Raw genomic sequence first — 15,144 nt, forward strand, 5'->3', positions numbered from 1 at the left:
TACCTAATCAAACACCATTACTATATAGTACCCAAAAATGGCCGCAAAAGATAGTGCGGAGAAAGGTTTAACATTTTTTCCAGAGGGGAAAAGATAGTGAAAAAGTGAAGGAGTGGCACAATGGAATATACCAGTATAGCAGATACAGGAATAGAAGCCTCCAGAATCGGCCTCGGCACATGGGCCATTGGCGGAACGATGTGGGGAGGCACTGACGAAAAAACATCGATTGAAACAATCCGCGCCGCTCTTGATCAGGGGATTACACTGATTGACACCGCACCGGCTTACGGCTTCGGGCAGTCCGAGGAAATTGTCGGAAAGGCAATCAAAGAGTACGGCAAAAGAGACCAGGTGATTCTCGCAACGAAAACGGCTCTGGACTGGAAGAACAACCAGCTGTTCCGCCATGCGAACAGAGCGAGAATTGTAGAGGAAGTTGAGAATTCTTTGAAGCGGCTTCAAACAGACTATATTGATCTTTATCAGGTGCATTGGCCCGATCCGCTTGTGCCAATTGAAGAAACGGCTGAAGTCATGAAGGAATTATATGATGCGGGAAAAATCCGGGCGATTGGCGTCAGCAATTTTTCAATTGAGCAAATGGATACATTTCGCGCCGTCGCACCTCTCCATACGATTCAGCCTCCATATAATCTGTTTGAAAGAGAGATGGAAGAGAGTGTCCTTCCTTATGCGAAAGATAACAAGATAACAACATTATTATACGGCAGTTTATGCAGAGGGCTGTTAACAGGCAAAATGACTGAAGAATATACATTTGAGGGCGATGATCTGCGTAATCACGATCCAAAATTCCAGAAGCCCCGCTTTAAAGAGTATCTTTCTGCTGTGAATCAATTGGATAAGCTGGCGAAGACACGTTATGGAAAATCAGTGATTCACTTGGCTGTCAGATGGATCTTAGATCAGCCGGGAGCGGATATCGCTCTTTGGGGAGCAAGAAAGCCTGGGCAGCTTGAGGCCCTATCTGAGATTACAGGCTGGACGCTGAACAGTGAAGATCAGAAAGATATCAATACTATATTGGAAAATACGATATCAGACCCTGTCGGACCGGAGTTTATGGCCCCGCCGACCAGAGAGGAAATATAACAAAAGCTGAGGGCGAATCCTCAGCTTTTTGGCGTTTAAACGAGAGAAATCTTAAAAATTAGTACCAGGTAATAAAAAATATTGTTATAATAGATGACAGAAAGAATCATTGATTACGACAAAGGAAGTGCGATATGTATAAGTTTTGTGCAAATGCTTTAAAAGTTATTCTTTCTCTTCGCGGAGGAGTGAAGGTGTATAACAAAGAAAACCTTCCGGCCGATTCAGGTTTTGTCATCGCGTGTACACATTCCGGCTGGGTTGATGTGATTACACTCGGAGTCGGGATTCTTCCTTATCAAATACACTACATGGCGAAAAAAGAGCTTTTTCAAAATAAATGGATCGGTTCGTTTCTGAAGAAAATTCATGCCTTTCCGGTAGATCGGGAAAATCCCGGGCCAAGCAGTATTAAAACGCCGATTAAGCTGCTGAAAGAAGGAGAGATCGTCGGTATCTTCCCAAGCGGAACAAGAACCTCTGAGGATGTGCCTTTGAAAAGAGGTGCGGTGACGATTGCGCAAATGGGGAAAGCGCCGCTTGTCCCCGCTGCATATCAGGGCCCTTCAAGCGGAAAAGAATTATTCAAAAAAGGAAAAATGAAGCTGATTATCGGTGAGCCTCTTCACCAGGCTGATTTTGCCCACCTGCCTTCAAAGGAAAGACTTGCAGCAATGACAGAGGCTTTGAATCAGCGGATTAAAGAACTAGAGAATAAACTTGATCAGCTATAAGGCGTTCTGAGAGATTGTCCTGAAACTGTGAAAATAAGAAAAGCACCCTATACAAGGTGCTTTTCTTATTATGCTTCCTGCTGGTTAGCTGTCTCCAGAAGTTCTTCTTCTTGAAGCTTTTTCACTTCAATATATGCGACGTGGTGGCCGTCAATTTCATTAATGATGAATTCGCAGCCCTCTTCGATGATGGAATCATCTTTTTCAACATCGTATTTTTGAGTAAGGAACCAGCCGCCGATTGTATCGACTTCTTCGTTCTCTAAATGGATGCCTAGCAGGTCGTTTACTTGGTCAATTAACACTTTTCCGTCAAGAATATAATGGCCTTCGCCGATTTTGCGGATTTCGCTAATTTCATCAATATCAAATTCGTCGCGGATTTCACCGACAATTTCCTCAATGATGTCCTCAACCGTCACAAGCCCGGCAGTACCGCCGTATTCATCAGACAAAATGGCCATGTGGACCCTCTCTTTTTGCATTTTGACAAGCAGGTCTTGGATCGGCGCAGATTCAATGACATGAATGATAGGGTTGACGAATTGAGAAATGGTGGAATCAACAGATACCTCACCGCTGATGCAGGCGGTCAGCACTTCTTTAATGTTAATAACCCCGATAATGTTATCTTTATCGCCCTCTTCCACAGGGTAGCGGGTATATTTTTCAATCTGAATGATGTCCATCATTTCAGAAATCTTGATATCATGCGGAAGGCTGACAATTTCGGTCCGCGGAATCATAATTTCTTTCGCGAGCCTGTCGTCAAATTCAAAGATTTTATTCACATATTTAAACTCTGATTGGTTGATTTCACCGCTTTTATAGCTTTCAGACAAAATGATTCGCAGCTCTTCTTCTGAGTGAGCCAGTTCGTTTTCTGAAACGGTCTCCAGGCCAAATGCTTTGGTCAATAACCGTGCGGAATTGTTCAAAAGCCAAATGAATGGGAACGCGATGCGGTAAAACCAAATCAGCGGTTTCGCAAACAGCATAGACACTGCTTCCGCCTTTTGGATAGCGACTGTTTTAGGTGCAAGTTCTCCGACAACAACGTGTAAGAACGTGATAATGGCATACGCAAAAATAAACGATATGACATGTGAAAGGGAACCTGGAACGTTCATTTGGACGAAAAGCGGGTGAAGCAGCCTTTCGATCGTTGATTCACCTAAAACCCCTAATCCGATGGAAGTCAATGTAATTCCGAGCTGACACGCAGATAAATATTCATCAAGATGCGTGGTCACTTTTTTTACGGCTATTGCTGCTTTATTTCCTTCCGCGATCAGCTGATCGATCCGTGAGCCTCTGATTCTGATAATGGCAAACTCAGATGCCACGAAAAATGCCGTCAGGGCGATTAAAACAGCAACTAAAATCAAATTCACTATGTCCAATTAGAACCTTCACTCTAGCAATGAGAATGAAGGTAACACCTCCTGTTAGATAAAATGGTTTTAACTTAACAGCAGCATAAATGATTGGAACACGGCGAGCTTTTCAGGCGGGAGTTTGCTTTTCAGCTTGTCACGATCCTCGGGCTTCAGCCGTTCAAACCGATGCAAGATTCCGGAGATGTTTTGATTCATATGATCAATTTCTAATGCCAGATTTCCAATTTCATCATCAAGTTTAGCTGAAGAGGGAAACTGGTTCTCCAGTCGATCTTTAATATCGGACAGGGCCAATCGCTGCTTCTTGCAATCTACAATAAATATAAGTCGTTTGAGTGCATTTTCGTCGTAGTAACGGTAATTTGAACAGGATCTGGCCGGCGTAAGCAGACCGAGATTCGTATAATAATCAACTGTCCGTTTCGTTACTCCGGCGAGTGCCGCTAGTTCACTGATGCGATAAGTCTCAGCCCCATCTATATCCCTCCCAACCATCACGTTATAGTTATGAGAATAGTTTAATATATGAACGGTGTCTTGCACAAGTTTATTGTTTTTTTTAGACCGGAATTGGAAGTTGTGGAATTCATCATCTGATTGAAGTAACATAGGAAGATAGAATTTTCAAATTTTTATATGCGGAAGGGACAGATGAAATTGGCTGGGTTATCCCGGGAAGTTGAAGAAAACTTAAATAAAGGATCATGGATTCGCAAGCTGTTTGATGAAGGTGCAAGGCTGAAGAAGGAGTTCGGGGAAGACCAGGTATTTGATTTTTCACTCGGCAACCCGATTGTTGAACCGCCTGAAGCTTTTAAGAGAGCGTTAATAGAGGAAGCTGAAAAAGGCAGCCACGGATACATACAAAACCAAGGGCTTCTTGCAGCGAGAGAAAAAGTCGCGCAATTTCTGGGCTCGCGTTTTGAAGCTGATTTCTCAGCGGAGCGCATCGTCATGACGGTGGGCGCGGGAGGCGCTTTGAATGTTGCGTTAAAAAGCATCGTAAACCCTGGGGAAGAGGTCATTATTCTTGCACCTTATTTTGCCGAATATAAGTTGTATATTGAGAACTACGGGGGAAAAGCCGTCAGCTGCCCGTTGACAAGCCGGTTTGAGATCGACATTGAAGCGGTAAGGCAATCGATCACTCCACAGACGAAAGGGCTGATTCTCAATACACCGCATAACCCCACAGGCACTGTTCTCAGCCAGAAAAATATAGACGATTTAGGCGCTTTATTAAAAGAAATAGAAGAGAAGAGCGGCCAGACGATTTATGTGCTGTTTGATGAACCGTACAGTCAATTAATCTATGATGAAGAGCTGGCAAATCCGTTTCAATCGTACCATCGTGTGATATTGGCCAGCTCATTCAGTAAAGATCTCGGCATAGCCGGAGAGCGGCTCGGGTATATCGGATTGGACAGCCGAATGCCGGATGCGGACCTTTTGATCAACGCTTTTGTGTATTGTAATCGAACGCTTGGATTTGTGAATGCCCCTGTCATGATGCAGCGGGCTGTGGCACGAATGGATGATTTAAGAGTAGACGCGAGCGCTTATAAAGAGCGCCGGGATTTAATGGTAGACATTTTAAAAGAAGCCGGTTTTGAATTTGAAATGCCAAAGGGAGGTTTCTTTGTTTTTCCGAAATCGCCGATTGAAGATGAAGTTGCATTTTGCGTGCATGCCGCCCAAAAATACAAATTATTAATTGTGCCGAGCAGCGGTTTTGGAATGAGCGGGCATTTCCGATTATCCTTCAGTGTGCCGATCGAGCAGATTAAAAACTCACGGGACATTTTCATTTCTTTATATAAAGATTTTGCTTAAGAAGGCAAAGAAAAGAAAACAGTTTTCAAGGCTGTTTTCTTTTTATATCCGCAAAATCCTTCCTCTTCCAATCCAGACAGGCGCAGAATTGACAAGCAGGCATGCAGTTAAGGCTTTCTTCATGATAAAAGTCTAAAAATTAAAAATCATTTTTGGAATGAGTTGTGTTACAATAAAATATACAATTTATAATCAAACTTTGACTTTTGGAGGTGGTATGATGGGGCCCTCTGCTTAGGCAACAATACACCGCGTACCTCAATGTTAAGGAAAAATGATTATATCAGGAGGTGACTCCTTATCCTTTGTTGAGAGGATAGGGTTAAATGGACGATATTGACAGTCTGATTTTAATTGGCGTGCTCATTGCTTTAACCGCGTTTTTCGTTGCAAGCGAGTTTGCGATTGTTAGAGTGAGGAGATCCAGAATAGATCAGCTTATCACAGAAGGAAACAAACGGGCGATACTCGCAAGGCGTGTCATTACAGATTTGGATGAATATTTATCCGCATCCCAGCTAGGCATTACATTGACATCAATCGGGCTTGGCGTACTGGGTGAGCCGGCCTTTGAACGGCTGCTGCATCCACTGTTTGAACCGCTCGGCTTGCCGGACTCGGTTTCACATGCAGTCTCTTTTGCAGTCGCGTACGGCTTGATCACGTTCCTGCACGTTGTTGTAGGTGAACTGGCCCCGAAAACGGTCGCGATTCAAAAGGCAGAACAGCTGACTTTACTGATAGCGGGCCCTTTGCGTTTATTCTATTTGCTCCTGTTTCCGTTTATTTGGATCCTCAATGGATCGGCGCGGCTTTTATGCGGGATGTTCGGTTTGAAGCCTGCGTCAGAACATGATGGTTCCCATTCTGAGGAAGAACTCAGGATGCTGTTATCTGAGAGTTTAAAAAACGGAGAGATTAATCCGTCTGAATATAAATATGTGAATAAGATTTTTGAATTTGATAATCGGATCGCCAAAGAAATTATGATACCGCGGAAGGAAATGGCTGCTGTGTCAACTGAGATGACGATGGCCGAGATGCTTGAAGTCATGCTGAAGGAAAAATACACGCGCTGGCCAGTCACAGATGGAGACAAAGACAGTGTGCTCGGTTTGGTCAATACGAAGCATTTGTTTTCTGATTTGCTGTTTATGACAGAAGAAGAACGAATGAAGATGACGATCCATCCGTATGTGAGGCCGGTCATCGAAGTGATTGAAACGATCCCGGTTCATGACTTGCTGATTAAAATGCAGCGCGAGCGCATTCATATGGCTATATTGTCGGATGAATACGGAGGAACCTCGGGACTTGTGACGACAGAGGATATTCTTGAGGAAATTGTCGGAGAGATCCGAGATGAATTTGATGAAGATGAACAGCCGCTGATCCAAAAGCTTGGCGACGGCCATTATGTGATGGATGGAAAGGTTCGGATCGATCAGGTGAACAGCCTTCTTGGCGCATCGATTCAAGAAGACGTCGATACGATCGGCGGGCTGATATTAAAAGAAAACATCGATATTGAGGCTGGTGAATCCATTCGCATCGGTTCATATACGATAAAGGTGCTGAAGATGGACGGCCGATTAATCAAGCAAATCGATATAAAAGAAGAAGCCGGCAACACAACCGGGATTACGGCGCACCACAAGCTGCCGCTGCCCGAGCCTGTGATGCTGAACAGTGCAACCTTGAGCGAGAAATAAGCTCAAGGTTTTTTTATATTGTGATTGTCCAGCCGCACCAAAATGCAAAAAGCGACCCGCAAAGTGTCAGGACGATGTACAAGATGCTTTCTTTTACACGTTTGGCCATAAGGAGTTGAATAGTTTCAACGCTGAATGTGGAAAAGGTCGTAAAGGCGCCAAAAAACCCCGTGCCAATGATAAGCGAGACCGAAGCATTTGCAACGTGAAGTCCTGTAAATATTCCGAGCCCGAGAGCTCCGAGAATATTGACTGTCAGTATGCCAATGGGCAGGCTGAGACCTTTGGTTTTGGCGGTTATGACATTGCCAAGCCAGAAGCGAAGCATTGCGCCAAGTCCGCCCCCTATGAAAATACCCGCTAGTGTCATTTTTCCTGCAGCCCCTTTCTTTGCTGAATGCCTGCTATGCGCCGTCCCACAAAAACACCAATCAGTGCAAATATGATCCCTGATATCAATGAGGCTGCCACATATAAAAGAGCCAATGAGGGTTGTCCTTGCAAAAGCATCACTGTTTCCTTAGAAAACGTGGACATTGTTGTGAAGCCTCCGCAAAAGCCGGTGCCTAAAAAAGCCGACAGCAGAGGCCGTTTTGCCCCGATCATAAAAAATCCGGTCAAAATGCCTAATAGAAGGCTGCCTGCCGCATTTTCCAGCCAGGTTGCCGCCGGGAACTGACCGGTGTGTATCCATAAGTTTAATCCGTATCGGAGGCAGGCGCCAAGCGCGCCTCCGATAAAAACCGCGCTATATATTTTCATGTTTGCCATCCTTTATGATGAAATCCGGGTAATCTGTAACGATGCCGTCCACGCCCATGGCTTGTAATTTTGCCGCTGTCTTTTGATTGTTGACAGTCCATGCAAATATGTTTAAGCCATTTTTATTGATGGAGCCGATCATCAGACGGTTAAGCCGTGTGTGTTTTATATTGACATAGTTTGCAAAAGAGCGGAAGGCCTTCATCTGATTTCTGGACAGCATGCCAAAGTTGGGCCTTGTAATGACCGCTGTCGGAATCGAAGGATAAAGCTCGCGGAACCTTTGGACGGAGCGGAACTGAAAGGATTGAACAATATTATTGATAGAAAAAGAAAATTGCCCTAATAGCTGTCCCACCTCTTCTTCAATTCCGACTTGAGACGGATGGCCTTTTAGTTCAATTAAAAGGCCGATTTTTTTGTGGTAGCGCTTGAGCACCGCTTCCAGGGTTGGAATACGCTCTCCTTGAAAAGCGGGACCGTACCAGCTTCCTGCATCGAGTTTTTGCAATTCCTCCAAGGTAAAATCCTTAACAAAGCCCGATCCGTTTGTTGTTCGGTCAACCCTGTCATCGTGTATCACAACAATCTGCCTGTCTTTTGTAAGCTGGACATCCAGTTCGATCATATCTGCATTCATTTTCACCGCAAGGTCAAATGCGGCAATCGTATTTTCCGGAGCGTAGCCGGATGCTCCGCGATGGGCAATGATGTACAAGCTAAGTCAGCTCCTCGTATGGGCATTTCTGTTATTGTATCAAATCCATATATGCACCGCGATACAAACTGGTGAATTTTTTCTGCCATATCGGAATGGTCCGGGCTGAGGAATGCGTATAACTAAAAAAAGACACTCAGCGTATCAGAACACATTTCGTCAGAAAATTAGGTCTTTCGACATGTTCACAACAAAATATGATCCTTTATAATAGCAAAAAAGGAGGCGAGATCATGGGAAAAGGGAGAATCAGAGTGGAGGAAAGAATTAAAGCCGAAACGGATGCTGAAATGCAAAAAGCAACTCTCCTTGATCAGACACAAACGAAAAAAGGTAAGTGACTGTCCCTATTGAATCTGGCTGATAGATGAATTGAGAAATGACCCCGGCGTTTCGCCGGGGTTTTGTGCTGCATAAGACATTTAAATGAACATCCTTACGAATATTTTAGTATAATAAACAATTGATTGGGATAGAGGGGAGACAGTCATGCCGGATTATCTGCAGCAGTATTTTACGCTTGATAACATCATACAAATCGGCATCAGCTTGGCGATTTTGCTGGTGTTTCTTATACTTAGAAAATTATTCACAAGATATTTTTTTAACCTGCTTTTTAATTTGACAAACCGGCCGAAAACAGAAATTTTTAAACAGGTGGTTCTGGCGTTTGATAAGCCGGCCAGATGGTTTTTTGTTGCCCTTGGGCTGTTTTTAGCGATCCGGTATTCACCGTTTTTAGATGAGCAAATGCCGGTCATCAGCAAAATATACCGCTCACTGATTGTGGCGCTCTTGTGTTGGGGTCTTTGTAATTTGACCGCAACATCGTCGTTTATCTTCCATAAGGTGAACCAGCGCTTCGAGCTTGACATGGATGACATTCTGGCCCCGTTTTTATCCAAATTGCTCCGTTTTGTGATCATTGCGCTCAGTGTCAGTGTGATCGCTCAGGAATTCAATTATGATGTCAACGGATTTGTAGCGGGCCTTGGTCTTGGCGGACTGGCTTTTGCGCTTGCCGCGAAGGATACCATCAGCAACTTCTTCGGCGGTATTATCATTATTACTGAAAAGCCGTTTACAATTGGTGACTGGGTGGAGACGTCGACAGTAACAGGATCAGTCGAGGATATTACCTTTAGGAGCACGAGATTCAGAACAGCACAGGGGGCGCTTGTAACGGTGCCGAACTCTACGCTGTCGATGGAAGCGATCACGAACTGGACAAGAATGACCAAACGCCAGATTACGTTTTCCATCCATGTGTCCTACGCTACGCCGATTGAGAACCTTGAACGCTCCATTCATTCTCTCAGAACAATGCTCTTAGAGCATGAGGGCGTTGATAATGAAATAATCATGGTCAACTTTGATACGTTTGCCGACAGCTACTACAATTTATTTTTTAACTTCTATACAAAAACGACGGTTTGGGCTGAAAACCTTAATATTAGAGAGGATATCAACTATAAAATTATTGAGATTTTAGGTGCAGAAGGCGTTCAGTTTGCATATCCCGGCCAAATGGTTGTTGTCAAGCAAAAGCACGAAAGCGACCAATTCCAGGTGAATCTAAATAAAGAGGAAAAGGAACGGGCTTAAAAGAGAGACTTCGTCTGACAGAGGCGGAGTCTTTTTCATGGTAAAATAAGAGAAAAAGGCGGTGTTGAGTTGGAAACATTCAAAAGTATTCTACATGAAGCACAGAGAATTGTTGTGCTGACCGGAGCGGGAATGAGCACAGAATCAGGGATCCCCGACTTTCGTTCAGCAGGGGGCATTTGGACGGAGGATGCCTCAAGAATGGAAGCGATGAGCCTTGATTATTTTTTAAGTTATCCGCGTCTGTTTTGGCCCAAATTCAAAGAATTGTTCCAGATGAAAATGAGCGGCAGCTTTGAACCGAATGAAGGCCATTTGCTTTTAGCTGAGCTGGAGAAGCAAGGGAAGCAGGTCGATATTTTCACGCAAAACATTGACGGTCTTCATAAAAAAGCGGGGAGCAGGCATGTGTACGAACTGCATGGTTCTATCCAGACAGCAGCTTGTCCGGCATGCGGCGCCCGATATGATCTTCCCCATTTGCTGGAGCGGGAGGTGCCGGAGTGCACGGCGGCCGGAAACAATGGGGACATTTGCGGAACGGTATTAAAAACCGATGTTGTTCTCTTTGGCGATGCCGTCATGCACTTTGACACCCTTTATGAAAAGCTGGATCAAGCAGATCTTTTATTGGTTATCGGCACGTCTCTCGAAGTGGCTCCGGCTAGATTTGTGCCTGAGGATGCAAGCCTGATTCCCGGCATGAAGAAAGTCATCATAAACCTTGAACCAACGTATTGCGACAGCTTGTTTGACATGGTCATCCATCAAAAAATCGGCGAGTTTGCCCGAAGTTTGGGCATGAAAAAGTGAGCCGCTTTATGCGCCTCACTTTTTTATTCATGAACAGGAACCATTGTGTCCTCTAACACTCCGAAGGAATAGCCTTTTTCTTTTAATTTATTGATTAGTACCGGCAGCGCATTTACAGTAGCAGGAAGATCATGCATGAGAATTACATTTGGGCGGCTTGAAGAGCTGTGTTCCATATTCTCAAGCTGCTGTAATACGGCGGTCACATACTGTGAATTCCGGTATTTCCAGTCCATGCTGTCGATCGTCCAATCCCAGTACACAAACCCATCTTTCTCCAGATTGCGAATTTGTGAGGCGGTTAGTGACGGCTTGCTTCCGTATGGCGTTCTGACAAGATCGGTTTTATATCCTGTAATGTCCTGCAGCGTGTCACGCGCCTCCTGCATTTCTTTTAGCGGAGATGTCGGTGTTTGATAGAACAATCTGTTATTGTGGGTAACGCCATGTAAACCGAGTGCGTGGCCTTCCTTTTCTGCTCTTTTCACAGCCTGCTTGAATTCGTTCATCCGCGGTGACAGCATAAAAAACGTCGCTTTTACATCAGCGCTTTTCAGTACGTCGAGCAAGCGGGTTGTAACGGCTGAAGGGCCGTCGTCGAAGGTTAAGTAAACCGTTTTATCTCCCATGTTCTGCTTTGTCTGCAGATGTTTTATCAGGAGATCGGGGGAGTCGTTTTTCAGCTTAAGGCTTTCCTTCTCATCTCGAAGCTGGCCGTTTGTTGTGACAGTGACTTCCTTTGCTTTCGTTGAACTGTTGGAATAACCCAAAATCACCATAAGCAAAAGCAGCACACATAAAACTGCTAAACTTGCAAATTTAAAAGCAAGCGAAACTGCAGAAGGAGAAGCCTCTCCTCTCGTTTGTCGCATAACAATCTCTCCATTGGCATAAAATCTCTACATAATGCTGTACAGCAGGCAGCTTATGAAGATGCCTTATGTTTACAACCTATGTATTACCAGTCAAGTATACAGGAATAAAACTGGAAAGCACATAGAAAATTTGTCGAAATGTCAGATTTTAAGGAAAAAATAAACTCCTTTCCGCTATAGATCTCTTGATCTTTCTGTTTTTCAGCTTGTCCAATATGGTAGAATTAGTGATAATGACAGCTTGAATGACATCAGGGACATCTCGAAAAGGGAGGGCTTTTATGAAGGTTTTAGTCAATGGCCGGCTGATTGGGCGCAGTGAAGCATCAATCGATTTGGAAGATCGCGGTTATCAGTTTGGTGACGGCATCTATGAAGTGATCAGGGTGTACAAAGGAGTATTGTTCGGCTTACGTGAGCATGCAGAGCGTTTTTTCAGAAGTGCTGCTGAAATCGGAATTTCACTGCCATTCAGTATAGAAGATCTCGAGTGGGACCTGCAAAAGCTTGTACAGGAAAATGCGGTCAGTGAGGGAGCGGTATACATTCAGACAACAAGAGGTGTGGCCCCGCGAAAACACCAGTATGAAGCCGGCCTCGAGCCGCAGACTACTGCCTATACGTTTACGGTGAAAAAACCGGAGCAAGAGCAGGCATACGGAGTGGCGGCCATTACAGATGAGGATCTTCGCTGGTTAAGATGTGATATCAAAAGTCTGAATTTACTGTATAATGTCATGACGAAGCAAAGGGCCTATGAAGCCGGAGCATTTGAAGCCATTTTACTTAGGGACGGCGTTGTTACGGAGGGTACATCCTCTAACGTTTATGCCGTTATCAACGGCACAGTGCGAACACATCCGGCTAATCGGCTCATTCTCAATGGAATTACACGGATGAATATTTTAGGACTGATTGAGAAGAATGGGATCAAACTGGATGAGACTCCTGTCAGTGAAGAAGAGTTGAAACAGGCGGAAGAGATCTTTATTTCGTCAACGACGGCAGAAATTATTCCGGTCGTGACGCTCGATGGACAATCGATCGGAAGCGGGAAACCCGGACCGGTGACCAAACAGCTTCAGGCTGCTTTTCAAGAAAGCATTCAACAGGCTGCTAGCATTTCATAAATGAACGAAGAAAAGAGCCCGCTTTTTACAGCGGGGCTCTTTTTATTTTTTAACAAATCCAATCAAAATGGAGATCATTGGCGATATATAGAGGAAGAACGTAAATGGGATGTAGTCTATGACTGGAACACCAAGTGCGCTCGCCATAAATGCGCCGCTGACGCCCCAAGGAATCAATGGGTTAATTAATGTTCCGCCGTCCTCTAATGATCTTGTCAGAAATTTTCGCTGGATGTTTCGTTTGTCATATAAAGATTTAAATGATTGTCCCGGTATTAATATCGATAAATACTGTTCGCCCGTTGCCAAGTTGACGCCGATGCTTGAGCAGACAGTTGCTGCAACAAGACGGCCTTTTGAGCGGATGCCTTTCATGACGCCTTCCAATAGTGCAGAAATCAATCCGATTTTCTCCATCAATCCGCCGAGTGCAAAAGCAATCATAATGAGAGAGACAGAGCCCATCATGGATTGCAGTCCGCCTCTGTTAATAATTTTAGCGGCTGCCTCATTGTCAGTTTCGAAAGTTGTGCCATTTTGTAAAGCTGTCATAAACGCCTGCAGGCTGCTGTAGGGTACAAAAATAGCAGTCAAAATTCCCGAGGAAATAATTCCGGCAGTCAGAACGGGGATTACTGATACCCGTTTCATTGCCAGCAAAACGACTAAGAGCGGAGAAAGAAGGGCCCACGGTGTCACGTTTGCAGCATCTTTTATTCCGGTTATGACCTGCTGAATATTATCGGTTGAAGCAGCGTCCGCTGACACTGATGAACCGAGAAAGTAAAACAGAACGACAGTGATGAGCAAAGCTGGAATGGTTGTGCCCATCATATGGCGAATGTGTTCAAAGATTGGTATTTCGCCTATTCCGGCTGCAAAGTTGGTTGTGTCCGACATCGGCGACATTTTATCCCCAAAACAAGCGCCGCATATGACTGCGCCTGCTGTCCATTCAAGCGGAACGCCAGCCGCGCTCGCCACGCCGATCAGCGCTACTCCGATTGTGCTTACAGTTGTCAGACTTGAGCCAACAAGTGTGCTGATGATCATACATGAAAACAAAGCAGTCAACAGAAGGTGGCTTGGTTCAATAAAGGATAGGGCATAAACTGTCATAGTCGGTATTGCGCCGCTGTACATCCAGGCGCCGATTAAGATGCCGATCAGCGCTAGAACAATAATCGGCTGTACGCCGTTTTTGATCCCGTCTACAATCCCTTTTTCAATGCTCTTCCAGGGAAATCCAAACCATAAAGCTGCTGCTGAAAGCATGACAACACTTAAAAACAGCGGGATATGAGGTTCTACATGAAGCAAGAATAAGCAAGAAATAATAATGCACAACATGAATATAAATAAACCGACGGCTAACGGAAACGTCAGCTTTTTTTGAGAATCCAAAATAACACCCCATATTTATCTTTAATGCTTTTGTGCTTTTGGGCACGAAAGCATTATAACAGAAAAAAACGAAAATCTATGTTTTTTCACAATTATGAATATAAAAGAAGTGAGCACAGGGCGTGCTCACTTTACAATCAGGACGGGTATATCCGATTTCGCTGAAAGCTTTTCACTTACACTTCCGAATATTAGCTTTTTCAGCCTGTTTTGGTCTCTGCTTCCGGTTACGATCATATCGGCAGAAATGCGGTTTGCATGCTCGATAATTGATTCAGCCGGATCGCCTTCTAATATATCGATATCTCCATCTGCCTGCTGTTCATTCAGCATCATTCTGGCTTCGGCGATGACTTCTTCCGTACGGTCTTCATAGATCATTGGCTCAGGTGATGTTACATCCGATATCAGCGGATCAGGAACACTTGTCATGCCTCCGCTGATATAGCTTGCCTCAGCTGCGGGTCTGGGCGGGTCGATGACGGTCTGATTGTCTTTCATATCATGTGAATGGGCGACGGTAATAGCGGCATTTACGGTTTTAGCAAGATCAATGGCTGTCAGAAGCGCTTTCTTACTATTTTCACTTCCGTCAAACGCAACAATGATACGGTCAGCATGGAACATCCTTCTCACCCTTTCAAAGCGTCTTACAACACTACTACCCGAATTTGAGCACAATTAACCTTTTCCTATTCAAGTAATGATTGACAATAAAAGGTTTTGTTTATATGATGATAAAAAGATGAAATCAGAATGGAAGGAGGGTTTGCTATGCCAAGGAATTTGCGTGTTTATCAAACAGTTTCATATTGGCGCGGCAAACCTTTTGTTCTGTTTTCGTGAACGGTTTTTTAGGTCGGACCGCGCGCTGAAAAGCGCTGTGCGTAACATATCGGTTAAAAAAGGCATGGAGCTGACGCTTCATGCCTTTTTTATATACAAAATCTAAGGAAAGACAGGTGTATGGGATGTGAAGACAAATACAGAGGCGAGGGCAGTTCGTGCCAAACTGGATGAAAAAAGCTGCAAGGAAAAAATA

General features: G+C 44.4%; 17 protein-coding genes. 9 read left to right on the top strand and 8 right to left on the bottom strand.

Features of this window, described 5'->3' with window-relative positions:
• Window positions 1-120: 120 nt before the first annotated feature.
• Window positions 121-1,116 carry an aldo/keto reductase AkrN gene (akrN, locus tag NST22_RS05210; RefSeq protein WP_003245422.1) on the top strand — a complete coding sequence of 332 codons (996 nt, stop codon included), beginning with the start codon at window positions 121-123 and terminating at the stop codon, window positions 1,114-1,116.
• Window positions 1,117-1,250: 134 nt separating this feature from the next.
• Window positions 1,251-1,850, top strand: a complete 600-nt coding sequence (locus NST22_RS05215; RefSeq protein WP_003233335.1) for a 1-acylglycerol-3-phosphate O-acyltransferase — start codon at window positions 1,251-1,253, stop codon at window positions 1,848-1,850.
• A 68-nt stretch (window positions 1,851-1,918) separates the two neighbouring features.
• Here the strand turns inward: NST22_RS05215 and NST22_RS05220 are convergent, their stop codons facing one another.
• Both NST22_RS05220 and cueR read right to left on the bottom strand, forming a co-directional pair.
• Window positions 1,919-3,253, bottom strand: a complete 1,335-nt coding sequence (locus tag NST22_RS05220) for a hemolysin family protein (RefSeq protein ID WP_009966903.1) — start codon at window positions 3,251-3,253, stop codon at window positions 1,919-1,921.
• 60 nt (window positions 3,254-3,313) lie between these two features.
• Window positions 3,314-3,745, bottom strand: coding sequence for a Cu(I)-responsive transcriptional regulator (cueR, locus tag NST22_RS05225; protein ID WP_010886460.1), 432 nt, complete (start codon window positions 3,743-3,745; stop codon window positions 3,314-3,316).
• 156 nt (window positions 3,746-3,901) lie between these two features.
• On the opposite strand from cueR, the gene NST22_RS05230 reads away from it, so the two are divergent.
• Together NST22_RS05230 and NST22_RS05235 are read left to right on the top strand one after the other, a co-directional pair.
• Window positions 3,902-5,083, top strand: a complete 1,182-nt coding sequence (locus NST22_RS05230; protein WP_003245683.1) for a pyridoxal phosphate-dependent aminotransferase — start codon at window positions 3,902-3,904, stop codon at window positions 5,081-5,083.
• Window positions 5,084-5,409: 326 nt separating this feature from the next.
• The gene (locus tag NST22_RS05235; RefSeq protein ID WP_003245822.1) at window positions 5,410-6,795 is read left to right on the top strand and encodes a hemolysin family protein; all 1,386 of its coding nucleotides are present in this window, start codon (window positions 5,410-5,412) and stop codon (window positions 6,793-6,795) included.
• Between the two features lie 13 nt (window positions 6,796-6,808).
• Here NST22_RS05235 and crcB read toward each other — a convergent pair whose 3' ends face one another.
• The 3 genes from crcB to NST22_RS05250 are packed head-to-tail and all read right to left on the bottom strand — an operon-like array spanning window position 6,809 to window position 8,275.
• Entirely contained in the window at window positions 6,809-7,165 is a 357-nt protein-coding gene (gene crcB, locus NST22_RS05240) for a fluoride efflux transporter CrcB (RefSeq protein WP_003245812.1), read from the bottom strand.
• Window positions 7,162-7,557, bottom strand: a complete 396-nt coding sequence (locus tag NST22_RS05245; RefSeq protein ID WP_003245042.1) for a CrcB family protein — start codon at window positions 7,555-7,557, stop codon at window positions 7,162-7,164. Before NST22_RS05245 ends, crcB begins: the two co-directional genes overlap by 4 nt.
• Complete coding sequence (locus NST22_RS05250; protein WP_003244958.1) at window positions 7,544-8,275, bottom strand: glycerophosphodiester phosphodiesterase family protein; 732 nt, start codon at window positions 8,273-8,275, stop codon at window positions 7,544-7,546. The genes NST22_RS05245 and NST22_RS05250 overlap by 14 nt, the downstream gene beginning before the upstream one ends.
• 233 nt (window positions 8,276-8,508) lie before the next feature.
• Between NST22_RS05250 and NST22_RS05255 the strand changes: the two genes are divergently transcribed.
• From NST22_RS05255 to srtN, 3 genes are all read left to right on the top strand, one after another.
• Window positions 8,509-8,616, top strand: coding sequence for a YhdX family protein (locus NST22_RS05255; protein ID WP_009966908.1), 108 nt, complete (start codon window positions 8,509-8,511; stop codon window positions 8,614-8,616).
• Between the two features lie 148 nt (window positions 8,617-8,764).
• On the top strand, window positions 8,765-9,880 hold the full coding sequence (gene mscY, locus NST22_RS05260) for a small-conductance mechanosensitive channel protein MscY (RefSeq protein WP_003245529.1): 1,116 nt from the start codon (window positions 8,765-8,767) through the stop codon (window positions 9,878-9,880).
• A 69-nt stretch (window positions 9,881-9,949) separates the two neighbouring features.
• Window positions 9,950-10,693 (top strand): sirtuin NAD-dependent deacetylase, encoded by a 744-nt coding sequence (gene srtN / locus NST22_RS05265; RefSeq protein WP_003233309.1) that lies wholly within the window; start codon window positions 9,950-9,952, stop codon window positions 10,691-10,693.
• A gap of 23 nt (window positions 10,694-10,716) precedes the next feature.
• Here srtN and NST22_RS05270 read toward each other — a convergent pair whose 3' ends face one another.
• Complete coding sequence (locus NST22_RS05270; protein WP_003245705.1) at window positions 10,717-11,565, bottom strand: polysaccharide deacetylase family protein; 849 nt, start codon at window positions 11,563-11,565, stop codon at window positions 10,717-10,719.
• A 284-nt stretch (window positions 11,566-11,849) separates the two neighbouring features.
• Between NST22_RS05270 and dat the strand changes: the two genes are divergently transcribed.
• Window positions 11,850-12,698 (top strand): D-amino-acid transaminase, encoded by an 849-nt coding sequence (dat, locus tag NST22_RS05275; protein ID WP_003233305.1) that lies wholly within the window; start codon window positions 11,850-11,852, stop codon window positions 12,696-12,698.
• Window positions 12,699-12,740: 42 nt separating this feature from the next.
• Here dat and nhaC read toward each other — a convergent pair whose 3' ends face one another.
• Entirely contained in the window at window positions 12,741-14,102 is a 1,362-nt protein-coding gene (gene nhaC / locus NST22_RS05280; RefSeq protein WP_003233301.1) for a Na+/H+ antiporter NhaC, read from the bottom strand.
• A 126-nt stretch (window positions 14,103-14,228) separates the two neighbouring features.
• Window positions 14,229-14,729: a universal stress protein gene (locus tag NST22_RS05285; protein ID WP_003233299.1), complete on the bottom strand. Its 501-nt coding sequence runs from the start codon at window positions 14,727-14,729 to the stop codon at window positions 14,229-14,231.
• Between the two features lie 163 nt (window positions 14,730-14,892).
• Here NST22_RS05285 and NST22_RS05290 point away from each other — a divergent pair, with 163 nt between their 5' ends.
• A complete protein-coding gene (locus NST22_RS05290; RefSeq protein WP_010886461.1) occupies window positions 14,893-15,054 on the top strand; it encodes a hypothetical protein in 162 nt (53 codons plus the stop codon).
• Window positions 15,055-15,144: the final 90 nt, after the last annotated feature.

The sequence above is a fragment of the Bacillus sp. PS237 genome (assembly GCF_037963345.1).
In the GTDB taxonomy this organism is placed as follows: domain Bacteria; phylum Bacillota; class Bacilli; order Bacillales; family Bacillaceae; genus Bacillus; species Bacillus subtilis.

Excerpts from the sequence above, each read along its gene's own strand:
- akrN (WP_003245422.1), top strand. The coding sequence starts at position 121 with ATGGAATATACCAGTATAGCAGATACAGGAATAGAAGCCTCCAGAATC.
- NST22_RS05215 (WP_003233335.1), top strand. The coding sequence starts at position 1,251 with ATGTATAAGTTTTGTGCAAATGCTTTAAAAGTTATTCTTTCTCTTCGC.
- cueR (WP_010886460.1), bottom strand. The coding sequence starts at position 3,745 with ATGGTTGGGAGGGATATAGATGGGGCTGAGACTTATCGCATCAGTGAA.
- NST22_RS05230 (WP_003245683.1), top strand. The coding sequence starts at position 3,902 with ATGAAATTGGCTGGGTTATCCCGGGAAGTTGAAGAAAACTTAAATAAA.
- NST22_RS05235 (WP_003245822.1), top strand. The coding sequence starts at position 5,410 with ATGGACGATATTGACAGTCTGATTTTAATTGGCGTGCTCATTGCTTTA.
- crcB (WP_003245812.1), bottom strand. The coding sequence starts at position 7,165 with ATGACACTAGCGGGTATTTTCATAGGGGGCGGACTTGGCGCAATGCTT.
- NST22_RS05245 (WP_003245042.1), bottom strand. The coding sequence starts at position 7,557 with ATGAAAATATATAGCGCGGTTTTTATCGGAGGCGCGCTTGGCGCCTGC.
- NST22_RS05255 (WP_009966908.1), top strand. The coding sequence starts at position 8,509 with ATGGGAAAAGGGAGAATCAGAGTGGAGGAAAGAATTAAAGCCGAAACG.
- mscY (WP_003245529.1), top strand. The coding sequence starts at position 8,765 with ATGCCGGATTATCTGCAGCAGTATTTTACGCTTGATAACATCATACAA.
- NST22_RS05270 (WP_003245705.1), bottom strand. The coding sequence starts at position 11,565 with ATGCGACAAACGAGAGGAGAGGCTTCTCCTTCTGCAGTTTCGCTTGCT.
- dat (WP_003233305.1), top strand. The coding sequence starts at position 11,850 with ATGAAGGTTTTAGTCAATGGCCGGCTGATTGGGCGCAGTGAAGCATCA.
- NST22_RS05285 (WP_003233299.1), bottom strand. The coding sequence starts at position 14,729 with ATGTTCCATGCTGACCGTATCATTGTTGCGTTTGACGGAAGTGAAAAT.